Source organism: Bacillus seohaeanensis (assembly GCF_042684945.1).
Classification (GTDB): domain Bacteria; phylum Bacillota; class Bacilli; order Bacillales; family Bacillaceae_B; genus Rossellomorea; species Rossellomorea seohaeanensis.
Genome location: NZ_JBHUMF010000002.1, coordinates 105,619 through 125,720, shown reverse-complemented (window position 1 = coordinate 125,720; position 20,102 = coordinate 105,619). Strand labels below are relative to the sequence as shown.

The window sequence follows — 20,102 nt, the reverse complement described above, 5'->3', positions numbered from 1 at the left end:
TTCGTTACCTCCTCCCGTTTAGATTTTTAATGAGAATTTTTTATACCGGTGATGCCGCTAGAGCTGCCTCAATTGCTTGATCCAATTCGTTAATTAAATCCTGTGGCGATTCGAGACCGATAGATAAACGAACCAAATCTTCCGTAACACCTGTAGACTTTAATTCTTCTGAATTCAGCTGTTGATGTGTCGTCGATGCCGGATGAATGATAAGCGATTTTGCATCACCAACATTTGCAACATGCGACCATAACTTAATATTGTCCACTACTTTACGACCAGCTTCTCTTCCACCTTTAATGCCAAACACTACAATTGAACCCGTTCCGTTTTTGAAATACTTCTGTGCTAAGTGATACGAAGGGTGTTCTCTTAATCCAGGATAAGAAACCCAATTGACTTCACTATGCGCTTGTAAATGCTCCGCAATCTTCACTGCATTTTGATTATGGCGTTCCACTCGCAAATGCAATGTTTCAAGTCCTTGTAAAAGTAAGAAAGCACTTTGTGGACTTAAGCAAGAACCAAAGTCTCTTAAAAGCTGAACCCTTAGTTTTGTAATAAATGCCGCTTCTCCTACATCTGTTGCGTAGCGGATGCCATTATAGCTGCGGTCTGGTTCTGTAAAGCCAGGGAACTTTTCACTATTCCAATCAAATTTCCCACCATCTACAACAATTCCGCCAATCGTTGTGCCGTGCCCACCGATCCACTTTGTTGCTGAGTGGATAACAATATCTGCACCCCATTCAATCGGCTTACATACATACGGAGTAGCAAAAGTATTATCGATGAGTAATGGAATTCCATTTTCATGCGCAATGTCTGCAACTTTTTCAATATCTAAAATATTTAAACTCGGATTACCGATTGTTTCTCCAAATAGCGCTTTCGTTTTCGGTGTGATGGCTTTTCGGAAGTTCTCTGGGTCAGAAGGGTCAACAAATTTTACTGTAATTCCATACTTCGGAAGCGTAACAGAAAATAGATTGTAAGTTCCTCCATAAAGATTCGTTGCTGCAACAATTTCATCACCTGCACCAGCAATATTTAACACTGCAAGTGAAATCGCCGCCATACCAGAAGAAACACCAAGTGCGCCAATTCCTCCTTCTAATAAAGCAAGTCGCTGTTCGAGTACATCGACTGTCGGATTCATAATTCGGGAGTAAATATTCCCTCCCTCTTCTAATCCAAATAACTTCGCTGCATGCTCCGTATTATCAAAAACATAGGAAGTAGTTTGATAGATTGGAACCGCCCTTGAACCTGTTTCCGGATCTGGCTGTTGTCCACCGTGAAGAAGTAACGTGTCAAAATCAAATGAATTTGTCATAAAAAAATTCCTCCTTAAGAAATTTGAGTTTTTATTAATTTTTTCTCTGGTGTTAGTTCAAATGGTGTAACAGTCAAATGCAATCTGTCATAGGTGCGTTCCTGCATTTCGTATAAAGCATTAATAAACGCCCTAATTTGATGCGTAGTGTATTGGGTAGATTCTTGATGAGTTAGGAAGATTTCAAGAGGAAGAATAAGAAAAACCCCCTTCCTAAGAAGAGGGTCTGTTTTTAAGGGATCCTCCTCTTATCTCCCAGGCAGCTTAATTGCCTGTAGGAATTAGCACCTTTTCAAGTACACGCAATCGTACTCGAAGGTTGCCGGGCTTCATCGGGCCTATTCCCTCCACCACTCTCGATAAGAGCATTCAGTTGTAAATAGTTAGTTATTCATGGCTTAAAGTGAATTATAAATTCTTCACTACTAATCGTCAAGAGAAAATTTAGAATTTTTTCATTCTTTCATTTTCCCAGCACAACTGCTAATCGAAATAAGTTGTTTGTTGTCGATTCGCCGATAAGTTGGGATTTTTCTTCGATATCAAAGGACTAGCCGCTCTAACTAGACAAACCATAAACAAGCAATAATCCAATATTATAGAAGACTAAATTTCCAAAGATTCCTTTATTGCTTTTTCAAATACCTGATTAATATCCCCAGCATCCTCAATACCTAGTGATATGCGGACAACATGTCTATTTATTCCGATTTTTTCTTGTGCTTCTTTTGAGAGTGCCCTGTGGGATGTAGTTACTGGATGGGAAACCGTTGTTTCAACACCCGCAAGTGAAGGAATAATTTTCACCCATTGAAGTGATGTAAAAAACTTCTCGATATTACACTTTTGAGAAAGCTCAATGGTAACAATTGCGCCATTCCCTTTGTTCGATAGCTCAGTTGGATAATAAACTTTCTCAATAGCATTATGTTTTTTCAATTGCTCTACCAGAGAATGAGCATTTTCCGTTTGTTTTGCCATTCGAAGCGCAAGAGTTTTCGTACCTCGAACTGTGAGCCATGCCTCAAATGGACTTAAATTCGCACCTAAATTCACTACTCTTTCTCTAGCTTTACTCACTAGATTTTCACTACCTACGAGCACACCTGCCGTTATATCACTGTGTCCTCCTAAATACTTCGTTGCACTGTGAGCTACAAGGTCTATACCTTCTACGTAAGGCTGTCGTAAAAATGGTGTGGCAAATGTGTTATCAATTAATGTAAATAACTTATACTGTTTTGCTATTTCTACCATACCTTTTACATCTTCCACTCTTAAAAAAGGATTGGAAATAGTTTCGCTATATAATAGTTTTGTTTTTGAAGTTATTGCTTGTTCTACCTCTGCTCTCTCTCCAAAATTAACAAAGCTTGTGGAGATTCCAAACATTTTAAGCTCTTCCTTGATCAGATGATAGGTTCCGCCATATAAATCCTCTGCAGCAATAATATGGTCACCCGCTTGCACAACTGATAAAATTCCCGCAAGAATCGCAGAAAGTCCTGAAGAGGTAGCAATCCCACTCGGCGCCCCTTCCATCTTAGCTACCATTGTTCCTAATTCATCTGTATTTGGATTTCCAACCCTTGAGTAAAGATAAGGAGCATTCCCTTCATAAAATCCTTCTAACTCTTCTAAAGAACCGAAAGAAAATGCAGAAGTTTGATAAATTGGCGTCACTTTACTTTTTAATTTCTGATCATGCTTCAACTGATTGTGAACAATACTTGTGGTGAACTTCATAAAAAATCTCCTCTTTCACTTCACTTTTCTATATACGAAATATTATTAATACTTTACTACAATAACTTGTTTATAGGAAGAATTTAAAATGAAAATATCTTTATTCGGGAAATCCGTTTTGAATGATTAGAACCCTCCTCTTTGTTTGTGCCAGGAACAAATCACGGTTTTTGTTCCTGGCACAAATCACCGATTTTGTTCCTGGCACAAACCACCACTTTTGTTCCTGGCACAAACCACCGTTTTTGTTCCTGGCACAAACCACCACTTTTGTTCCTGGCACAAACCACCGATTTTGTTCCTGGCACAAACCAACTCAAACCAACTCTCCCCCCCCTCAACCAAAACAAAAAACACAACTTGTCCATTAAACAAGTTGTGTCTCTATCTTTTATTACAAACTCACATATTGACGTGGGTTTACAGAATTAGATTTGGCTGCATTCCATGCACCTACATGAAGTTCAAAATGTAAATGCTGTCCGAATGAATATCCCGTGTTACCCATCGTACCAATTCGTTGACCTTTTTTCACATATTGCCCTGCACTAACACTAGAACCGGACATATGAGCATATACCGTTGTAAACATTTGTCCGTTGATAGAATGCGTCATATAAACAACATTTCCGTAACTAGAGCTGTAATGGCTTTTAAGTATGACTCCGTCGGCTGCTGCAACAATTGGAACATTTCCACTAGCTGCAATATCAGTACCCCAGTGGTAGCGACTGCTACCGTTTAAGGTATCCCAGCCATACTCTGTCGTAACCCTACCAGAAGCAGGTCTTGTCCACGTTCCAGCACTTACAGCTGGAGTCGCGACACTACCTCCTCCACCGCCGCCAGAGTTAGATGCTTGTTGGCGTTGTGCCTGTGCCTCTTTTTCTTTTTGACGAGCAAGTTCTTGTAATCTCGCTTGTTCTGCTTGAATTTCTCCACCAATTTGTGCTTCAATTGCTTCTAATTCACTAGCGTGAGATTCTAACTTTTCTTTTTCAACTTCTAATGTTGCTTGTTGCTTTTCAAGTTGCTTGAATAACGCTGCTTTTTGTTCTTTTTGGCTATGTAGCTCTTGTTTTAAAGATTCTAGATCTGCTTTTGCATCTTTAAGAGAAGCCAGCTTTTCTTCTACTTCTTTTTGTTTTGATTCCAATGATTCTTTGTCGCTCTTTTGCTCGTCCATAATTTTCTGATCTGCACTCACAATTGTGTTTACTGCTGTAATGCGGTTAAGGAAATCTCCGAAACTTTCAGCACCAAGTAAAACATCAATATAACTAGCTGAACCGCCTTTTTCTTGGATCGCTCTTGCACGTTCCTTTAAAAGTTCATTGCGTTCTTCAATTTTCTTTTTCAGTTCAGCAATTTCTTTTTTTAGTTTCTCCACTTTTGCTGTTGTCTCATTTATTTCCGCAGCTTTTTCTTGTATTTTATTTTCTGTATCTCTCGTTTTTGTATCAATTGCAGCTATTTCGCTTTTGATATCTTTTTGCGTAGAGATATTTTCGTTAATCTCAGACTCTTTAGTAGAGATTTTTTCGTTTACTTCTTTTTTCTCTGAACTAATACTTTCTTTTTTCTCTTTTAACTCAGATAGGGAAGCAGCGTTGGCTGATCCTCCCCATGTTGGTAGTGTTCCGATTGTTAATGCTGCTGCAATAGATAGTGTGATTAAACTTCTTCTTTTCAAGCTGCATGCTCCTTTCGACTTCTATCAACCTATCATTTTATACTCTTAAGAATTTCCGGACAGACATAAAGCTTCCCCATGCACCAATGAGGCAACCCATTAGTATGATTAATAAATTCACTTGTAAAATAAATGGGGTTACTTCTAATATTTGAACAAAATGGTTTGCTAGTTTCGGCTTCAAAAACTCATAGGCATAATAATAGCCTGTTGAGACAAGAGCTATCGGGATAATAGAACCTAAAATTCCTAGCCACAATCCTTCAAGGATAAACGGCCAACGTACAAACCAGTTGGTAGCACCGACTAGTTTCATTATCTCGATTTCCCTTCTTCTAGCAACAATTGTAATTTTTATAGTATTAGAGATTAAAAACATTGCCGTAAATAACAGGCCAATGATTAACACTAAGCCAACATTTCGACTCATTTGCAAAAAGCCAAATAGCTTTTCAATTTTTGCTTCTCCATAAACAGCTTCATTTACATTTTTATACTTATTTATCGTCGTTGCGATTTTTTTGGTGTCTCGTGGATTCTCTGCTTTTACGACGAAGACATCAAAAAGTGGATTATCCTGTTCAAATAGTTTGAAATCTTCTCCAACATCTTTTACTAGATTTTGAAGTTCTTCATCCTTAGAAGAAAACTCTACTGATTCTACACCATCTAAGGCCTTTATCTTTTTCCCTATTTCTTCTACTCCAGCTTTTTCTGTTCCAATATCTACAAGAACCCGGATTTCAACATCTTTTTCAATATCTGTAGCAATTTTATTCATATTTAACATTAAGACGACGAAAACACCGACAAGAAGTAATGTTACGGTGACGGCACTGACAGAGGCAAAGGTCATCCAACCATTACGACCAAGGCTTTTCAAACTTTCGCGAACATGACGACCATACGTTCTAGCTTTCATAACCGTAATCACCTCGATGCTGATCGCGAACAATTCGTCCATTTTCGATGGCAATCACTCGATGCTTAATTGTGTTAACAATTTCGCGATTATGAGTAGCCATTACAACGGTTGTCCCTCGATTATTAATTTCTTCAAAGATGTTCATAATTTCCCAAGATGTTTCGGGATCCAGGTTTCCAGTTGGCTCATCCGCAATGACCACCTTTGGAGTATTGATAATAGAACGAGCAAGCGATACACGTTGCTGTTCTCCTCCCGACAACTCATTCGGAAGCATTCTTGCTTTGTGTTTTAATCCAACAAGATCTAAGACATCCATTACTTTTCTTTTAATATTGCTCGGATGCTCTTCAATTACTTCTAAAGCAAATGCAATATTTTCATAGACCGTTAAAGAGGTTAGGAGTTTAAAATCTTGAAAGACAACTCCTATCTTTCTACGTAAGTATGGGATTCTATTAGTTTTTATAGTGGAAAGATTTATTCCATCTACTATGATATCGCCTTTAGTAGGCTTTTCTTCTCGATATATCATTTTAATGAAGGTTGACTTACCTGCTCCACTTGGCCCAACAACATAAACAAATTCGCCTTGTTTTATACGGATGTCAAATCCATTTGCAGCAGTCACACCATTTTTGTACTGCTTGTACACGTCTTTCATTTCTATCATTATAAACTCACCTTATTTTGTATTATGTGGTTCCCTTCTGGCTGTGTTGTCTATCTATTTAGTCATATTTCACTTATTTTTTCAATTTAGACATAGGATGTCGTAATTACTCGAAATCAAGCTCCCGGAAACATTATACCATTCTAACCTCAGAAGTTAAGGGACAATTATATTACATTTTTATTTCAAAGTAAAAAAAAGGGGAGAAATGTCCCCTTTTTTTCAGTAATAAAGCTATTTTCTTCGATAAAACATGGTTTAAATTTCCTAAAAAAACTTTTTGCATTTTACCGTAACCTACTCTTTATTATATAATGATAGGTTAAAAGAGAAGCATGGTATATTTACAGCTAACACCCGCTAATTGGCTGATATTGTCATAAAATGTGACTAATTCTGTCCTATTCACGTTGGCACTTGTCGACCAGCTATTATCGTTACCGTTGCATTCGATATTTCACTAACCACTATTTTCCTATAAAAAAATCAACAGTTCATGTCAAACTGCTGATTTTTAAAATTTACTTTTTATCTGCTAACCATTTTGCAACAGCCTCTGCCTCTTCACCTTCAATAATATTAGGAGGCATGTTACCTTTCCCCTCTTGGATTGTCGTTAAAATTTGGTCTTTGCTTAGCTCAGCACCTATGTTTTCTAATGCTGGTCCCATTCCACCTTCAAGGTTTCCGCCATGACAGCTCGAACATTTATTACTTACAATTTTTTCTGCATTAATTTCACCAGAACTTGTCTCCTCACTGTCGCCATTGTCGCCGTCTCCGCCACACGCAGCAAGCACAAGTGCTGTTCCAAATAACATAGTCATCAGTAGCTTTTTCATCAATTACTCTCCTTTCTCTGAAAAAATCCATTGGTAATTGCTAACAATTTAGTTCCTTACTAGATTATTATACCAACTTTACGTTTTATTGAAACCTTCCCCCATTACCTCAGAGGCATCCATTGTAACAACAAATGCAGCAGGGTCAATGGTTCTAACCAGTTGTTTCAATTTAGTGAACTCTGTTTGGTCGACAACGCACATAAGAATTGGCCGTTCATCATCTGTGTATCCACCATACGCTGATAGTTTTGTCACACCGCGATCTATTTTATTCAAAATCCCTTCACGAATTTCTTCTTGTCGATTCGTAATAATAAGTGCTGTTTTGGAACGGCTAACTCCAACTTGTACCAAATCAATCGTTTTACTTGTAACGTATAGACCGATTAAAGCATATAACCCCCGTTCAATATCAAATACAACCGCAGCAGATAATACAATCAATCCATCAATCATTGCAACACATGTACCTAGGCTCAAACCGGTAAATTTATTAATAATTTGAGCAAGTAAATCTGTCCCACCAGTCGATGCTTTGCCACGAAAAACGATTCCAAGACCAAGACCAACCCCTATTCCTCCAAATAGCGATCCTAAAAGTGGATCCTGTGTCCACGGCTCCCACGCTTCTGTTAAATAAACAACAAACGGAAGGAAAATAGTCCCAATCGCTGTTTTCACTCCAAACTGAAACCCTAAGAAAATAAGTCCAGCTATAAAAAGCGGTATATTAAAAGCCCATTGAACGTAAGCTGGCTTCCAATCAAAAACACCCTTTAATATAGTAGAAATCCCACTTACGCCACCAGATGCAACCTCGTTCGGAAGCAAAAACACATTAAATGCAATAGCGACAAACGAAGACCCAATTAAAACAAGAACATACTCCAAAAATTTCTCCACTCGTGGACTAAACCGCTGCCCACGACGTCTCTGTTTCGCACCCATCACAGTCAAACTCCTTTAACCTCTATTCAAATAGTATGAGTAAACACTCCCCCAATCATGCACCACAACAATCCGAGCAGCACCTTTCGCACTGTAGTGTGGTCGGGGACGGACCTTTTGATTGACGTCTCCTGCGGGCAATCCTTTCATACGGTAACGCTATAATGTAGGCAGGGACGGACCTCTACGCTTACTCATAGTATTTTGATAGTAATTTTAAATTAAGACATTGCAGTTATACTCCGAAAGCCTGCTCTGTCAACCTTTGAGAGTATAGCATGAGGGTATGGGACTGTAAATAACAGTCCGATAACGCAGTAAAGCATTAATGAAGTGAGATGTCGGGGACTTAGAAATAGCAGGCTAGTAGTATAGCCTGCTGGAGATTTCCTTTTGGCTTGTGTCCTGTTCGTGATCAGGCGGAAAAACGGGTCAAAACAAGTCATTTCTTGTCGTTTCGCCGATAAAATAGACAACGAAGACAAAACAAGAGACGCATTTCCAACCGACAAAAAAACCACACCCCAAAAGGCATGGCTTTTCCTACTATTATTGAATTCGTGAACGTAAATAAGCGTTAATAAACGGATCAATGTCTCCATCCATCACTCCTTGAACATTCCCAGACTCTGTATTGGTACGATGGTCTTTTACCATAGAGTATGGGTGGAAAACGTACGAACGAATTTGGCTTCCCCAGCCAATTTCTTTTTGTTCCCCACGGATTTCAAGAAGCTCTTGCTCTTGTTCTTCAATTCGCTTTTGATATAATTTTGCTTTTAACATCTTCATTGCTTGTTCACGGTTTTTAATCTGAGAACGCTCATTTTGGCATGTTACGATAACATTTGTAGGTAAATGAGTAATCCGTACTGCTGAGTCAGTCGTATTGATATGCTGACCACCAGCACCACTTGCACGATACGTATCAATTTTAAGGTCCTCTGTACGAATATCAATTTCAATTTCTTCATTAAACTCTGGCATTACTTCACAGGATACGAAGGAAGTATGACGGCGGCCAGAAGAATCGAATGGAGAAATACGAACGAGGCGGTGTACACCTTTTTCTGCTTTTAAATAGCCGTATGCATTGTGTCCTTTAATCGCAAGAGTAACACTTTTAATTCCCGCTTCGTCACCAGCAAGGTAATCAAGTGTTTCGACTTTGAAACCTTTTTTCTCTCCCCAGCGCGTGTACATGCGGAGAAGCATTGAGCCCCAGTCTTGCGATTCTGTTCCGCCAGCACCAGGATGAAGTTCTAAAATAGCGTTATTTTTATCGTATTCTTCACTTAATAACAATTGAAGTTCATAATTATTTAAACGTGTGACCAACTCTTCAAGCTCCGTCTCAAGCTCTTTCTGCAACTCCTCATCCTGCTCTTCACGAACAAGTTCGAGCGTTACTTCAAGATTTTCTTGTGACTCTTGCAACTCTTTGTATTCATTAACTAAATCCTTTAATCCATTTCCTTCATTTATAAGTGATTGTGCCTTCTGCTGATCATTCCAGAAGTCAGGATCCACCATAATCTCATCAAGCTCTGCAATTCGTGCCTCTTTGTTTTCTAAGTCAAAGAGACCCCCTAAAGTCAGCTAGCGTTTTAGCTGTTTTTTCTAATTCCACTCTTATTTCTGATAATTCCATGTGTGTTCACCTCTATAGTGTATTTTCTGATATTTATTATAGGCTCTTTTCTCATAGAGTGTTGTTTTCACTTATAAATTCAGCCCGTTGATTTCCGCTACGGGCACTTGCTTTCCGCTCCAACCAACTCAGTAGGTTAAACTTAGTTTTTCGTTAAAAAGCAACAAACTTTACGAAAAGAGCCTTATTATAAAAGATGCTTTTTATAACAAGTATTGTTCACAAAAAAACGGAAAAGTACCTGGCACTGATTTTTTAAAAAGCGTACCAGGTATCTTTGTTTGTATTTCTAAATCATTATTTAAGAAATGCTTCCGTGACAATTTTTATATTTTTTACCGCTTCCGCATGGACAAGGTTCATTACGGCCGACAGATTCCTCTTTTCGAACTGGCTGCTTTTTCTTCGCTTTTTCGCCGTCTTCTTTTGGGTTAACAGCTTGACCTTTCGCGACTTCTTGACGCTCAAGATTGTTGCGGATTTCTGCCTTCATAATGTATTTAGCGGCATCTTCTTCAATTGCCATTACCATGTTCTCAAACATCGCAAATCCTTCATGCTGGTATTCACGAAGCGGATCTGTTTGACCATAAGCACGAAGATGGATACCTTGACGAAGCTGATCCATTGCGTCAATGTGGTCAATCCATTTTGAATCAACTGCACGTAGTAAAATAACTTTTTCAAATTCACGCATTTGTTCGCTCGACATTTGCTCTTCTTTTTCATCATAACGATTTTTCACTGCGCCAAAGATAAGATCCATCATTTCTTCAGGGTCTTTTCCTTTAAGTTGTTCGACTGTGATTTCGTCTTCATCAAGAAGCGTTCCTTTTACATAATCAACTAAGCCCTGCAAGTTCCAATTTTCCTCTTCTTCATCTTGCGTATAAAGTTGAACTTGGCGTTCGATTACGGACTTCATCATGCTTTCAACGATTTCACGAAGATTATCGGAATCGAGTACATCAAAACGCTGCTTGTAGATGATTTCACGTTGTTGACGAAGAACATCATCATACTGAAGTAACTGTTTACGAGCATCGAAGTTATTTCCTTCTACTCGTTTTTGGGCAGATTCAACAGCACGGCTGACCATTTTACTTTGGATTGGCTGTGAATCGTCCATTCCAAGTTTTGTCATCATGTTTTTCATATTGTCAGAACCGAAGCGACGCATAAGCTCATCTTCCATAGAAAGATAGAACTGCGTAACACCAGGGTCACCCTGACGTCCAGAACGACCACGTAGCTGGTTATCGATACGACGGGATTCATGACGCTCCGTACCAATAACGGCAAGTCCACCTAACTCCAATACGCCTTCACCAAGCTTGATATCTGTACCACGACCGGCCATGTTCGTCGCAATCGTAACTGCTCCCTTTTGACCAGCTTCTAAAATAATATCTGCTTCGCGTCCATGGTTTTTCGCATTCAATACGTTATGACGGACGCCGCGTTTTGTTAGAAGTTTTGAGATAAGCTCTGACGTTTCTACGGCAACTGTACCGACAAGTACTGGCTGTCCTTTTTCATTACGCTCTTTAATGTCCTCCACAACTGCACGAAATTTCCCTTCCATAGAAGCATAAATAAGATCGGCACGGTCATCACGGACAATTGGTTTATTCGTAGGAATAACCACGACATACATATTGTAAATATTACGGAACTCTTCTTCCTCTGTCTTCGCTGTACCTGTCATACCAGATAATTTTTCATACATACGGAAGTAGTTCTGGAATGTAATAGATGCCATTGTCATACTTTCGTTTTGAATATCAAGTCCTTCTTTTGCTTCAATCGATTGATGAAGTCCATCACTGTAACGACGCCCTTTCATCAGACGACCAGTGAAGGAGTCAACGATAACAATTTCACCATCTTGGACAACATAGTCAACATCGCGGTGCATACTAACATGTGCTTTCAATGCTTGGTTGATATGATGGTTTAATGTAACATGAGAGATATCAAACAAGTTATCAATATTAAAGGCTCTTTCAATTTTATTCATACCTTCATCTGTTAAAAGAACACCTTTTGTTTTTTCATCATATGTGTAATCTTCTTCTTTTTTTAGCGTGCGAACGACAGCATTTGCTTGCATATAAAGCTGCGTTGACTTTTGCGCTTGACCTGAAATAATCAACGGAGTTCGTGCTTCATCAATTAAAATTGAGTCAACCTCATCAATTACAGCAAAATAAAGTGGACGCTGAACCATTTGCTCTTTGTAAAGCACCATATTGTCACGCAAGTAATCAAATCCGAACTCATTATTCGTACCATACGTGATGTCCGCTGCATACGCTTCACGCTTTTCGTCTTTTGATAAAGAATTTAAATTTAAGCCCACTGTTAAACCGAGGAAATTATACAAACGTCCCATTTCCTCCGCATCACGACTAGCCAAATATTCATTGACCGTGATAACGTGGACACCTTTTCCTGTAATAGCATTAAGATAAACAGGCATTGTTGCTGTTAACGTTTTACCTTCCCCTGTTTTCATCTCAGAAATGTTCCCACCATGAAGGGATACACCACCCATAAGCTGAACGCGGTAAGGATATAGTCCTAATACACGTTTTGCTGCTTCCCGTACAACAGCAAATGCTTCCACAAGCATACTATCAAGGTCTTCTCCGTTTTGATAGCGTTGTTTAAAATCTTCTGTTTTCCCACGGATCTCATCATCCGTTAGCTTCTCCATCTCCGGACCTAATGTTTCTATTTGATCAGCTAGTTTTTCAAGCTTTTTGATTTCTCGTTTATTCGAATCAAATACTTTATTTAAAATTCCAAGCATGTAATACGCTCCTTTATTTTGGAAATGTGAGAGATGAAAAAGGCAAAGAGACAAGCCTAGTCACCATTTCCTCTGCAAATTCTCACCCAATACTAATTCGTGAAAAAAACAAAAAAACCTCTCACAAAAATACGCTAGATTCCCTATTAATATTACCACTATCCCAAAACAGTGACAACTTAAGACACAAACGATAGATGTTACTTTATTACGTTAATTGAGCGAGGGACGGACCTAAGGGTGGAAGATGGGGCAAACATTGTTGGATGCTTCTCGTTTTTTGATGACTGTCATTCTTATGACTGTCGTACTTAGGACTGTCACCGATTCTCCTTTTTATGACTGTCACCCCGCCCCACACAAAAAAAGACAGCCCCCACCGCCCAAAAGCGATAAAAGGACTGCCCCCCTCATACTAAATGTTTAAACTGGTTGTTTCATTAATTCCATAATAGTTTCTTGATGTTTTTCCCAAATCTGTTTGCTACGGCGAGAGATGCTGTTAGCTGAGACGCCAAATGCTTCCGCTAAGTCTTTTTGCAAATAACTTATGCCTATACCGTCGATATTTTTAGTCACATCGACGACTGCCGCAGAATAGATTTTTGGATTTCGAATCGTTGGACGTTCTGCACTTAAGTACGCTTCCAAAATCCGATTTAGAAGTTTTGATTCTTGACTGTTTTCACCTTTTTCTTGTAAAAACTGATTCAATGCATCAAAAGCTTCCTGGTAAGACGGTTGCATCCAATCGGAATCGTCTCCATCTTCTCTTTCCTCTACAACAGCTGTTTCAGCCTCTACCTCTTTTACTTCGTCTTCCTTTTGCTCGACAGCATTATTATCTTGCTTCTCTTTCTTCGTGCTGTACAAGACGAAGCTTAAATCGGCCAAAGTTAAGTAATGTGTACAAAGGTAGTCATGTAAGCTTTCCGCTTGATCTTGTTCGACTCTATTTTTCACAATTTCTGAAGCAGCTTCTTCAATCGTTGGATAAATGAAGTATTGCGCAAACGGTAAATAGCTGTCTTTATAAGGAAGAAGAATTCCTAAAAAGAAACTACCTGCCTCCAATTCCCCAAATTTCTCTTTGACCTGCAGTGTTTCTCCTGTACCAACCTCTGTCACGATAACCGTCTTGTCATCAAGCATCTTAACAGAGCCTGCAGTTAATCGAACATCTTTCCAAGACTCTACTATTTCCTTTGTTTGTGGACGCGAGATTGTACTTGAGTGTTTTTCTATAAAACCATCAATCAATCTTGTGCCATCTTCTAACTTCCTACTAACACCGTACCAGCTGACAAAAGCCATTTCAAAAACATCTTGATCTGCCTTCATCATCGCCATCTTATCCAATTGTGCGTGGTATTCTGCTTCTATTTCTGATGAGTTAGTTGTCGCAATATAATCATAGAGCTGCGCTTGCAATGTATCCAATTCCTGAGCGACTAACTCATCTATATGTACCGCTCCCGCTTTCCCACAGCACTTTTTGTATTTTTTCCCACTGCCACAAAGACAGGGCTCGTTTCTTCCAATAGTTGTCATTATTTACCTCCAATACGAACATTCCGTATACAACCATTCATTATATAACACAAACATAATAGGTTAAAGGGAAATTTCCACCAGTAGGGAGTACAGCATGTAAATTCACGTTAAACTCTCTTTCATTAGTAGCTCCATCCCCACCTCTACTAAAAAAGAGTAGCAACTCAAAGTCCACTACCCTTTTCACCTATTATTCCCTTTGATTTTTCATAAAGTCAAGTACATCTAAATCAATCATATTTTCCTCTTGCTCACGCATTTCAAAGTTTTCGGTGTGCAAGTAGTCTTTCAAACTTTGCTGCAGTGATTTTTTCTTATCCCTGTAACCAAGCCGGAACAGCTCTCGTTCTAACTCTTCTGCTACTTCTCCTTCTATTAAAACAACTCTCCCTGTTTCCGATTCAGCAAAGTATAGTCTATGGAGCTTATAAATACGGATTAATTCCTTAATAGGATCCGGATGATCATCCACACGGACATCAATATACCAATCATTGAAACCCCCGTAACCACCTTGTTCTTTTACAACCAACAGTGCAGCAGACTGCATTCCACGGGAGTCTCCACCAGCAGATTGCCCTGCATCCAGTGCAGTTAATAGTCGATGTGCAAGTGGACCTTCCGTAGAAGTAAATATTTCTCCCATTGCATGTACCGTATTTTCACCGACTAGAATATTTCCTTGAGCAGCAAAATTAGGACCTGTTATTCCACCAGCCCAATCGTAGCAGCCTTCTCCTGTAAAAGTAGCCGGGTTCCCCATTGCATCAAGGAGACCAACCTGACGTAAATGGCGTTCGGGATCATCCTTTGTGATTAGCTCTAACGCTTCCTCTGCTGTTTTCCCTTCTTCCATTAACTGCAGCGCTTGCGGACCATACGAAGTATTTGCATAGGACTGTGTCGCAACTGCCCCAACTCCTGCCTTCGCAAATGGTACTACAGCTCCCACTCCAATGAATTTTGATTGAACAGCAATTCCCCATTCTTTCGCTTCTGGATCGTATCCAACTATAGAATATGTCATAAACACTGCCTCCTTGTCTTTCTAATATCCCAGATACAGCTCTGGTAAACCTTCCTTATTTCAACGCATCCGGATTTAACCCTTTCAACTCTTCTAAAACAAAGACGCCATCTTTTCTCACTAACACATCATCAAAGTAAATTTCTCCTCCACCATAATCCGGGCGTTGAATGCACACCATATCCCAATGGACACTTGAACGATTTCCATTATCAGCTGATTCATAAGCCTGACCTGGCGTAAAGTGGAAGCTCCCACCAATTTTTTCATCAAAAAGAATATCAAGCATCGGTTCTTGAATTTTCGGATTCACTCCTAAAGCAAATTCTCCAATAAAACGAGCACCTTCATCCGTATCTAAAATCTCATTTAATTCCTTTGTTTTATCTGCCTTCGCGTCGACAATTTTCCCATCTTTAAATTCCAAATAAATATTTTGGAACGTATGTCCTTGATAAAGAGTCGGCGTATTATAGGTGATATACCCGTTCACACTATCTTTCACAGGCGCAGAATAAACTTCCCCATCTGGAATATTGCGTTCACCAAAACACATAACTGCTGGAATATCTTTTATGGAAAAATGAAGGTCCGTCCCTTCACCAGTGATTCGTACTTTATCCGTTTTGTCCATTAATTCTTTCAATGGTTTTTGTGCCTCTTCCATCTGTTTGTAGTCCACCGTACAAACGTCAAGAAGATAGTCAAAAAAGCGGTCATAGCTCATCTTCGCTTTTTGTGCAAGAGCAGAGTTCGGATAATTCAACAGCACCCAGCGTTTTTCATTGATTAAATAATCATGTGATTCCTTCGTATGCTTCGTTAGCATCTGCCACTGCTCCGCTGGCACCTCACTTAATTCTGCATCGTTCTTTTCACTAACCACTTGCACAATCGCATCAATTTCCTTATAACGTGCCATATTCAACCTATTCTGAATGATTGCTTGTTCATCATTCGCATTTGTCGCAAGAATTCTATTTAACTCCTGATCATCAATTTGATAATAAGGAATTGCTCCCATTTCATACGCTTTATTCATTAATTCCTTTAACAACGGCTTCGCTTCATAGTCGCCACCAAATAACACTTTCTCGTTTTCCTTTAATTTTAAAGAATGTGTTAACAATAGTTCCGCCAGTTTTTCAAGACGTTGGTCTTTCATATGTAACTCCCCCTATTTTGTAAGTCCATTTACATAATTCGCCAAAAATTGAGGGATTCCTTTATTTAAACTTACTAATTAAGAAGGGGGAGTATATTTTAAAAGTCTCTTTCCACAGAGATTGTTGTTTTTACTTGTGAATTCTGCCCGTTGATTTCCGCTACGGGCACTTGCTTTCCGCGGGGAGGAATGGGAGCCTCCTCGGCTTCGCCTACGGGGTCTCCCACTTTCCTCTCTTCCCGCAGGAGTCAAGTGCCCTCCGCTCCAATCAACTCAGTAGGTACAACTTAGTTTTCAGCTAAAAGCAACAATCTTTACGAAAACTCCCATGGCGGCTGAAACTAAGCCGCCACCATCTACTATAAAAAAGCAAATTTAGTGCCAAATTGGTATAGAGTCAATTCATTTTGGTTATCCTAAATGATTTTACGATGCTTAAAAATACTTTTTTTTATACAAACAGCCTTTTAAAAACAGGAAACATCTCCAAATATAATGTAATTCACCAATCCCCCTAGAATTGCAATGGGAGGTATAATAACCTATAATTATCTATATAATAAAAAATGACCGAGTGCTACTAACACTCGATCAAAGCAACTACATGCCGCATGAAGAGCGGCTGACCAAAACATAATTAGTATCATTGAAAAAAAGTAACTATCCTATCCTTTGGTCGGGGGCTGGACGGTTACTTTTTTCGTATCTCTTTGACAATTTGAACTACCAAGGCTAGTCCGTTAAGAAGAACTAGACTTGCTGTCAATGCAATCGTAATCGCTTCATATGTCGTCATTTTACCACCTCCCTTCTTTTGGGAGATGGTCAACCGCCCATCCGCTTTATGTAGTTGCTAGTACTAATTGTAGCAATTCCACTAGAAAAAATCTATCCTAGTAAAAAGGCATGCCAAATCTGAATTTGACACACCTTTCGAAACACCTTAAGCCAAAAACACCGCTCCATACACCAATGCCCCGCCAATCACATAAACAGGATGAACTTTAAGCTTTTGAAGCAGCAAATAACTCAGTCCTCCAATAATAATCGTTTGCAAAAGACCGACACCTTCGTACGAATTGGAGATAAACCCCCATGTCATCACACCGAGTAACACCGCAATCGTCGGCCTTACAAGGTTCGTCATTTTTTTGACTTTCGGTGAATTTTTGAATTTCATTAATAACCCTAACAAAGCAATCATGAGAATCAAGGAAGGGGCAACCGTTGCAAAAACGCCGACAGCCGCTCCGAGAATCCCGCCTTGTTCATAACCGATATAACCGGCCATTTTCGTCGCGATTGGACCCGGAAGCCCATTTCCTAAAGCAAGCACTTCACTGAATTCATTTACTGTCAGCCAACCGTACCGATCGACGACTTCGTTTTCTACAAGCGGTATCGAAGCAGGACCACCGCCATACCCGAGAATTCCTGGAATAAAAAACGCCAAGAAAATTTCCCAATAGATCATGAGGCCTTCACCTCTTTCTCCGGTTTTTTCTCTTTAGAAAGAAGTGCATATCCGAGGAGACCTAAGATTAACAACGCAGGATGCAACCCTAAAACCTCCATCAGTACTAAACTTCCTACTATTATAATAGAAGTAATCGCCCAACCAAGACCATTAGAAGACTTCTTCACAAAATCCCAAGTCAGCACACCGAGCATAACCGCGACAACCGGTACGACGGCATTTGCCATCCCTTGTACCCACGGTCGGTCCTTATACGAATTCAACACCGTCAGAAGTAAAATCATTAATGTGATCGTCGGAACAATCGTCGCTAGAATAGAAACAATCATCCCAAGCGCTCCGCCAACTCTCCAGCCGATATACCCTGCCATCTTCGTTGCGATTGGACCAGGCAAGGCGTTTGCCAATGCAAGCGTATCGGAAAAATCATCATCATTCATCCATTTATATTTATCAACGACCTCTTTATGGACAAGTGGTATCGAGGAAGGACCTCCTCCATATCCAAGAATCCCAACCCGGAAAAAGGCTAAAAATAATTGTAGTTGTTTCAAGGTTTCATCACCCTCTTAAGATGCTTTATTGTACGAGCTTTTACCAAGCTGCGACAGTCCCATCTGTTCGTGATTCTGTTCCACCCATTAACACACCAGTTTCCGAATTCCGCCAAATAATTTGTCCTCGACCAAAGCTTCCCGGATCTGTTGTAACGTGAATGTCATGTCCTTTCCTTGCAAGAGCTTGTGCGACATGGTTTGGAAAACTTGGCTCAACCAATACCTTTTTCCCTTCTATCCATTGCCACCTCGGAGCATCCAATGCCGCTTGCGGATTCAAATGAAAGTCAATCGTGTTCATCATTACTTGGAAGTGTCCTTGCGGCTGCATATATCCTCCCATTACACCAAAAGGTCCAACCGCTTTATTATCTTTTGTTAAAAACCCAGGAATAATCGTATGATATGTTTTCTTACCTGGCTTCAATGCATTCGGATGCTCTGGATTGAGCGAAAAATCATGCCCACGATTTTGAAGAGAAATTCCTGTGTCAGGCACAACAACACCGGAACCAAAGCCCATATAATTACTTTGTATATAAGAAATCATATTACCTTCTTCATCAGCAGCAGCTAAATAAACAGTACCACCTCTAGGAAGATCATAAGGTTCAGGCGTCAACGCTTCTTCGTTAATAAGCGATCTGCGTTTTTCCGCATAACTATCAGATAAAAGTTCGTCAACAGCACATGGCATCTCATCCGGCTGTGTAATATACGCCTTGCCATCTGTAAATGCTAACTTCATCGCCTCAATTTGTTTATGATACGTATCAACGGCATCTTTTTCTGTAAAATCAAATCCTTCGGCAATATTCAATGCCATTAACGCAACTAACCCTTGACCATTCGGTGGTATCTCCCAAACATCATAGCCACGATACTTCGTTGAAATTGGATCAACCCATTCTGCACGAAAGTCCTCTAGATCCTCTTTTGAAAGATATCCACCATGCTTTTGAACATGAGAGGCAATCTTATCAGCAAGCTCTCCTCGGTAAAAACTTTCTGCGTTCGTTTCCGCAATGGATTTCAACGTTTCTGCATGCCCTTTAGAAGACCAAACCTCCCCAATTTGAGGTGCTTTGCCATCTGGCGCAAAGGTATCAAACCACGCTTGGAACTCTTCTCCTTTTAACGTTTCTTTAAACTTTTGATAGGCTGCGTTCCAGTACTTTCCTAGTGTTGGTGTTAACGCATAACCTTCTTCTGCATAGCGAATTGCTGGTGCGAGTACATCTTGTAATGGTAACTTTCCGAACTTCTTCGATAGCTCTGCCCATGCAGAAGGCGCTCCTGGAACAGTGATTGGTAAAACTCCATGAGTAGGTATTTTATCATATCCCTGTTCTTTTAGTTTTTCAATAGAAATCGCTCTTGGAGACGGACCACTCGCGTTTAATCCATGAAGTTTATCTTTCATCCACACTAACGCAAAAGCATCTCCACCAATACCGTTCGAAGTCGGTTCTACTACGGTCAGCGCAGCCGCTGTTGCAATCGCTGCATCCACCGCATTTCCACCTTTTTGTAAAACCTCCAAACCAGCCTGTGCTGCTAAAGGCTGTGATGTTGCCACCATTCCTTTTTTTGAAAAAACGGTATTTCGTTGCGACGGATATGGATTATATAAGCAATCTACATTCATTCTGTATACCTCCCTGTTTGTTATGTGAATACTACTAGCAAG

General features: G+C 39.8%; 15 protein-coding genes and 1 riboswitch. All 15 genes read right to left on the bottom strand.

Going from position 1 to position 20,102, the window contains the following annotated elements:
• Positions 1-40: 40 nt before the first annotated feature.
• Positions 41-1,336, bottom strand: coding sequence for an O-acetylhomoserine aminocarboxypropyltransferase/cysteine synthase family protein (locus ACFSUL_RS01190; RefSeq protein ID WP_377931929.1), 1,296 nt, complete (start codon positions 1,334-1,336; stop codon positions 41-43).
• Positions 1,337-1,581: 245 nt separating this feature from the next.
• A riboswitch (SAM riboswitch) is annotated at positions 1,582-1,702 on the bottom strand.
• Between the two features lie 240 nt (positions 1,703-1,942).
• Positions 1,943-3,082 (bottom strand): trans-sulfuration enzyme family protein, encoded by a 1,140-nt coding sequence (locus tag ACFSUL_RS01185; protein WP_377931927.1) that lies wholly within the window; start codon positions 3,080-3,082, stop codon positions 1,943-1,945.
• A gap of 394 nt (positions 3,083-3,476) precedes the next feature.
• Complete coding sequence (locus ACFSUL_RS01180) at positions 3,477-4,775, bottom strand: murein hydrolase activator EnvC family protein (protein WP_377931925.1); 1,299 nt, start codon at positions 4,773-4,775, stop codon at positions 3,477-3,479.
• 37 nt (positions 4,776-4,812) lie between these two features.
• Positions 4,813-5,697, bottom strand: a complete 885-nt coding sequence (ftsX, locus tag ACFSUL_RS01175; protein WP_377931923.1) for a permease-like cell division protein FtsX — start codon at positions 5,695-5,697, stop codon at positions 4,813-4,815.
• The gene (gene ftsE, locus ACFSUL_RS01170; RefSeq protein WP_071410745.1) at positions 5,687-6,373 is read right to left on the bottom strand and encodes a cell division ATP-binding protein FtsE; all 687 of its coding nucleotides are present in this window, start codon (positions 6,371-6,373) and stop codon (positions 5,687-5,689) included. Before ftsE ends, ftsX begins: the two co-directional genes overlap by 11 nt.
• A gap of 521 nt (positions 6,374-6,894) precedes the next feature.
• Positions 6,895-7,215 carry a cytochrome c551 gene (gene cccB / locus ACFSUL_RS01165; protein WP_377931920.1) on the bottom strand — a complete coding sequence of 107 codons (321 nt, stop codon included), beginning with the start codon at positions 7,213-7,215 and terminating at the stop codon, positions 6,895-6,897.
• Positions 7,216-7,293: 78 nt separating this feature from the next.
• A complete protein-coding gene (locus tag ACFSUL_RS01160) occupies positions 7,294-8,166 on the bottom strand; it encodes a YitT family protein (protein WP_377931918.1) in 873 nt (290 codons plus the stop codon).
• Between the two features lie 549 nt (positions 8,167-8,715).
• Positions 8,716-9,817, bottom strand: a protein-coding gene (gene prfB, locus ACFSUL_RS01155) for a peptide chain release factor 2 (RefSeq protein WP_377931916.1) whose coding sequence is annotated in 2 segments (ribosomal slippage) — positions 8,716-9,744 and positions 9,746-9,817 — 1,101 coding nt in all. Because the reading frame shifts where the segments join, the coding sequence is not laid out codon by codon here.
• A gap of 301 nt (positions 9,818-10,118) precedes the next feature.
• Positions 10,119-12,632, bottom strand: a complete 2,514-nt coding sequence (gene secA, locus ACFSUL_RS01150; RefSeq protein WP_377931914.1) for a preprotein translocase subunit SecA — start codon at positions 12,630-12,632, stop codon at positions 10,119-10,121.
• A gap of 423 nt (positions 12,633-13,055) precedes the next feature.
• Complete coding sequence (locus tag ACFSUL_RS01145) at positions 13,056-14,183, bottom strand: SEC-C metal-binding domain-containing protein (protein WP_377931912.1); 1,128 nt, start codon at positions 14,181-14,183, stop codon at positions 13,056-13,058.
• A 193-nt stretch (positions 14,184-14,376) separates the two neighbouring features.
• A complete protein-coding gene (locus ACFSUL_RS01140) occupies positions 14,377-15,213 on the bottom strand; it encodes a DUF1028 domain-containing protein (protein WP_377931910.1) in 837 nt (278 codons plus the stop codon).
• A gap of 55 nt (positions 15,214-15,268) precedes the next feature.
• The gene (locus tag ACFSUL_RS01135; RefSeq protein WP_377931908.1) at positions 15,269-16,378 is read right to left on the bottom strand and encodes an aminopeptidase; all 1,110 of its coding nucleotides are present in this window, start codon (positions 16,376-16,378) and stop codon (positions 15,269-15,271) included.
• A 943-nt stretch (positions 16,379-17,321) separates the two neighbouring features.
• Positions 17,322-17,852: a chromate transporter gene (locus ACFSUL_RS01130; protein ID WP_071410736.1), complete on the bottom strand. Its 531-nt coding sequence runs from the start codon at positions 17,850-17,852 to the stop codon at positions 17,322-17,324.
• Positions 17,849-18,409 (bottom strand): chromate transporter, encoded by a 561-nt coding sequence (locus tag ACFSUL_RS01125; protein ID WP_071410735.1) that lies wholly within the window; start codon positions 18,407-18,409, stop codon positions 17,849-17,851. Before ACFSUL_RS01125 ends, ACFSUL_RS01130 begins: the two co-directional genes overlap by 4 nt.
• Before the next feature lie 40 nt (positions 18,410-18,449).
• On the bottom strand, positions 18,450-20,060 hold the full coding sequence (gene ggt / locus ACFSUL_RS01120; protein WP_377931906.1) for a gamma-glutamyltransferase: 1,611 nt from the start codon (positions 20,058-20,060) through the stop codon (positions 18,450-18,452).
• Positions 20,061-20,102 lie beyond the last annotated feature (42 nt).

What these genes read in the sequence shown, in the direction of transcription:
- ftsE (WP_071410745.1), bottom strand. Translation starts at nt 6,373, where the DNA reads ATGATAGAAATGAAAGACGTGTACAAGCAGTACAAAAATGGTGTGACT.
- ACFSUL_RS01135 (WP_377931908.1), bottom strand. Translation starts at nt 16,378, where the DNA reads ATGAAAGACCAACGTCTTGAAAAACTGGCGGAACTATTGTTAACACAT.
- ACFSUL_RS01130 (WP_071410736.1), bottom strand. Translation starts at nt 17,852, where the DNA reads ATGATCTATTGGGAAATTTTCTTGGCGTTTTTTATTCCAGGAATTCTC.
- ACFSUL_RS01160 (WP_377931918.1), bottom strand. Translation starts at nt 8,166, where the DNA reads ATGGGTGCGAAACAGAGACGTCGTGGGCAGCGGTTTAGTCCACGAGTG.
- secA (WP_377931914.1), bottom strand. Translation starts at nt 12,632, where the DNA reads ATGCTTGGAATTTTAAATAAAGTATTTGATTCGAATAAACGAGAAATC.
- ACFSUL_RS01185 (WP_377931927.1), bottom strand. Translation starts at nt 3,082, where the DNA reads ATGAAGTTCACCACAAGTATTGTTCACAATCAGTTGAAGCATGATCAG.
- cccB (WP_377931920.1), bottom strand. Translation starts at nt 7,215, where the DNA reads ATGAAAAAGCTACTGATGACTATGTTATTTGGAACAGCACTTGTGCTT.
- ACFSUL_RS01190 (WP_377931929.1), bottom strand. Translation starts at nt 1,336, where the DNA reads ATGACAAATTCATTTGATTTTGACACGTTACTTCTTCACGGTGGACAA.
- ACFSUL_RS01140 (WP_377931910.1), bottom strand. Translation starts at nt 15,213, where the DNA reads ATGACATATTCTATAGTTGGATACGATCCAGAAGCGAAAGAATGGGGA.
- ACFSUL_RS01145 (WP_377931912.1), bottom strand. Translation starts at nt 14,183, where the DNA reads ATGACAACTATTGGAAGAAACGAGCCCTGTCTTTGTGGCAGTGGGAAA.
- ftsX (WP_377931923.1), bottom strand. Translation starts at nt 5,697, where the DNA reads ATGAAAGCTAGAACGTATGGTCGTCATGTTCGCGAAAGTTTGAAAAGC.
- ggt (WP_377931906.1), bottom strand. Translation starts at nt 20,060, where the DNA reads ATGAATGTAGATTGCTTATATAATCCATATCCGTCGCAACGAAATACC.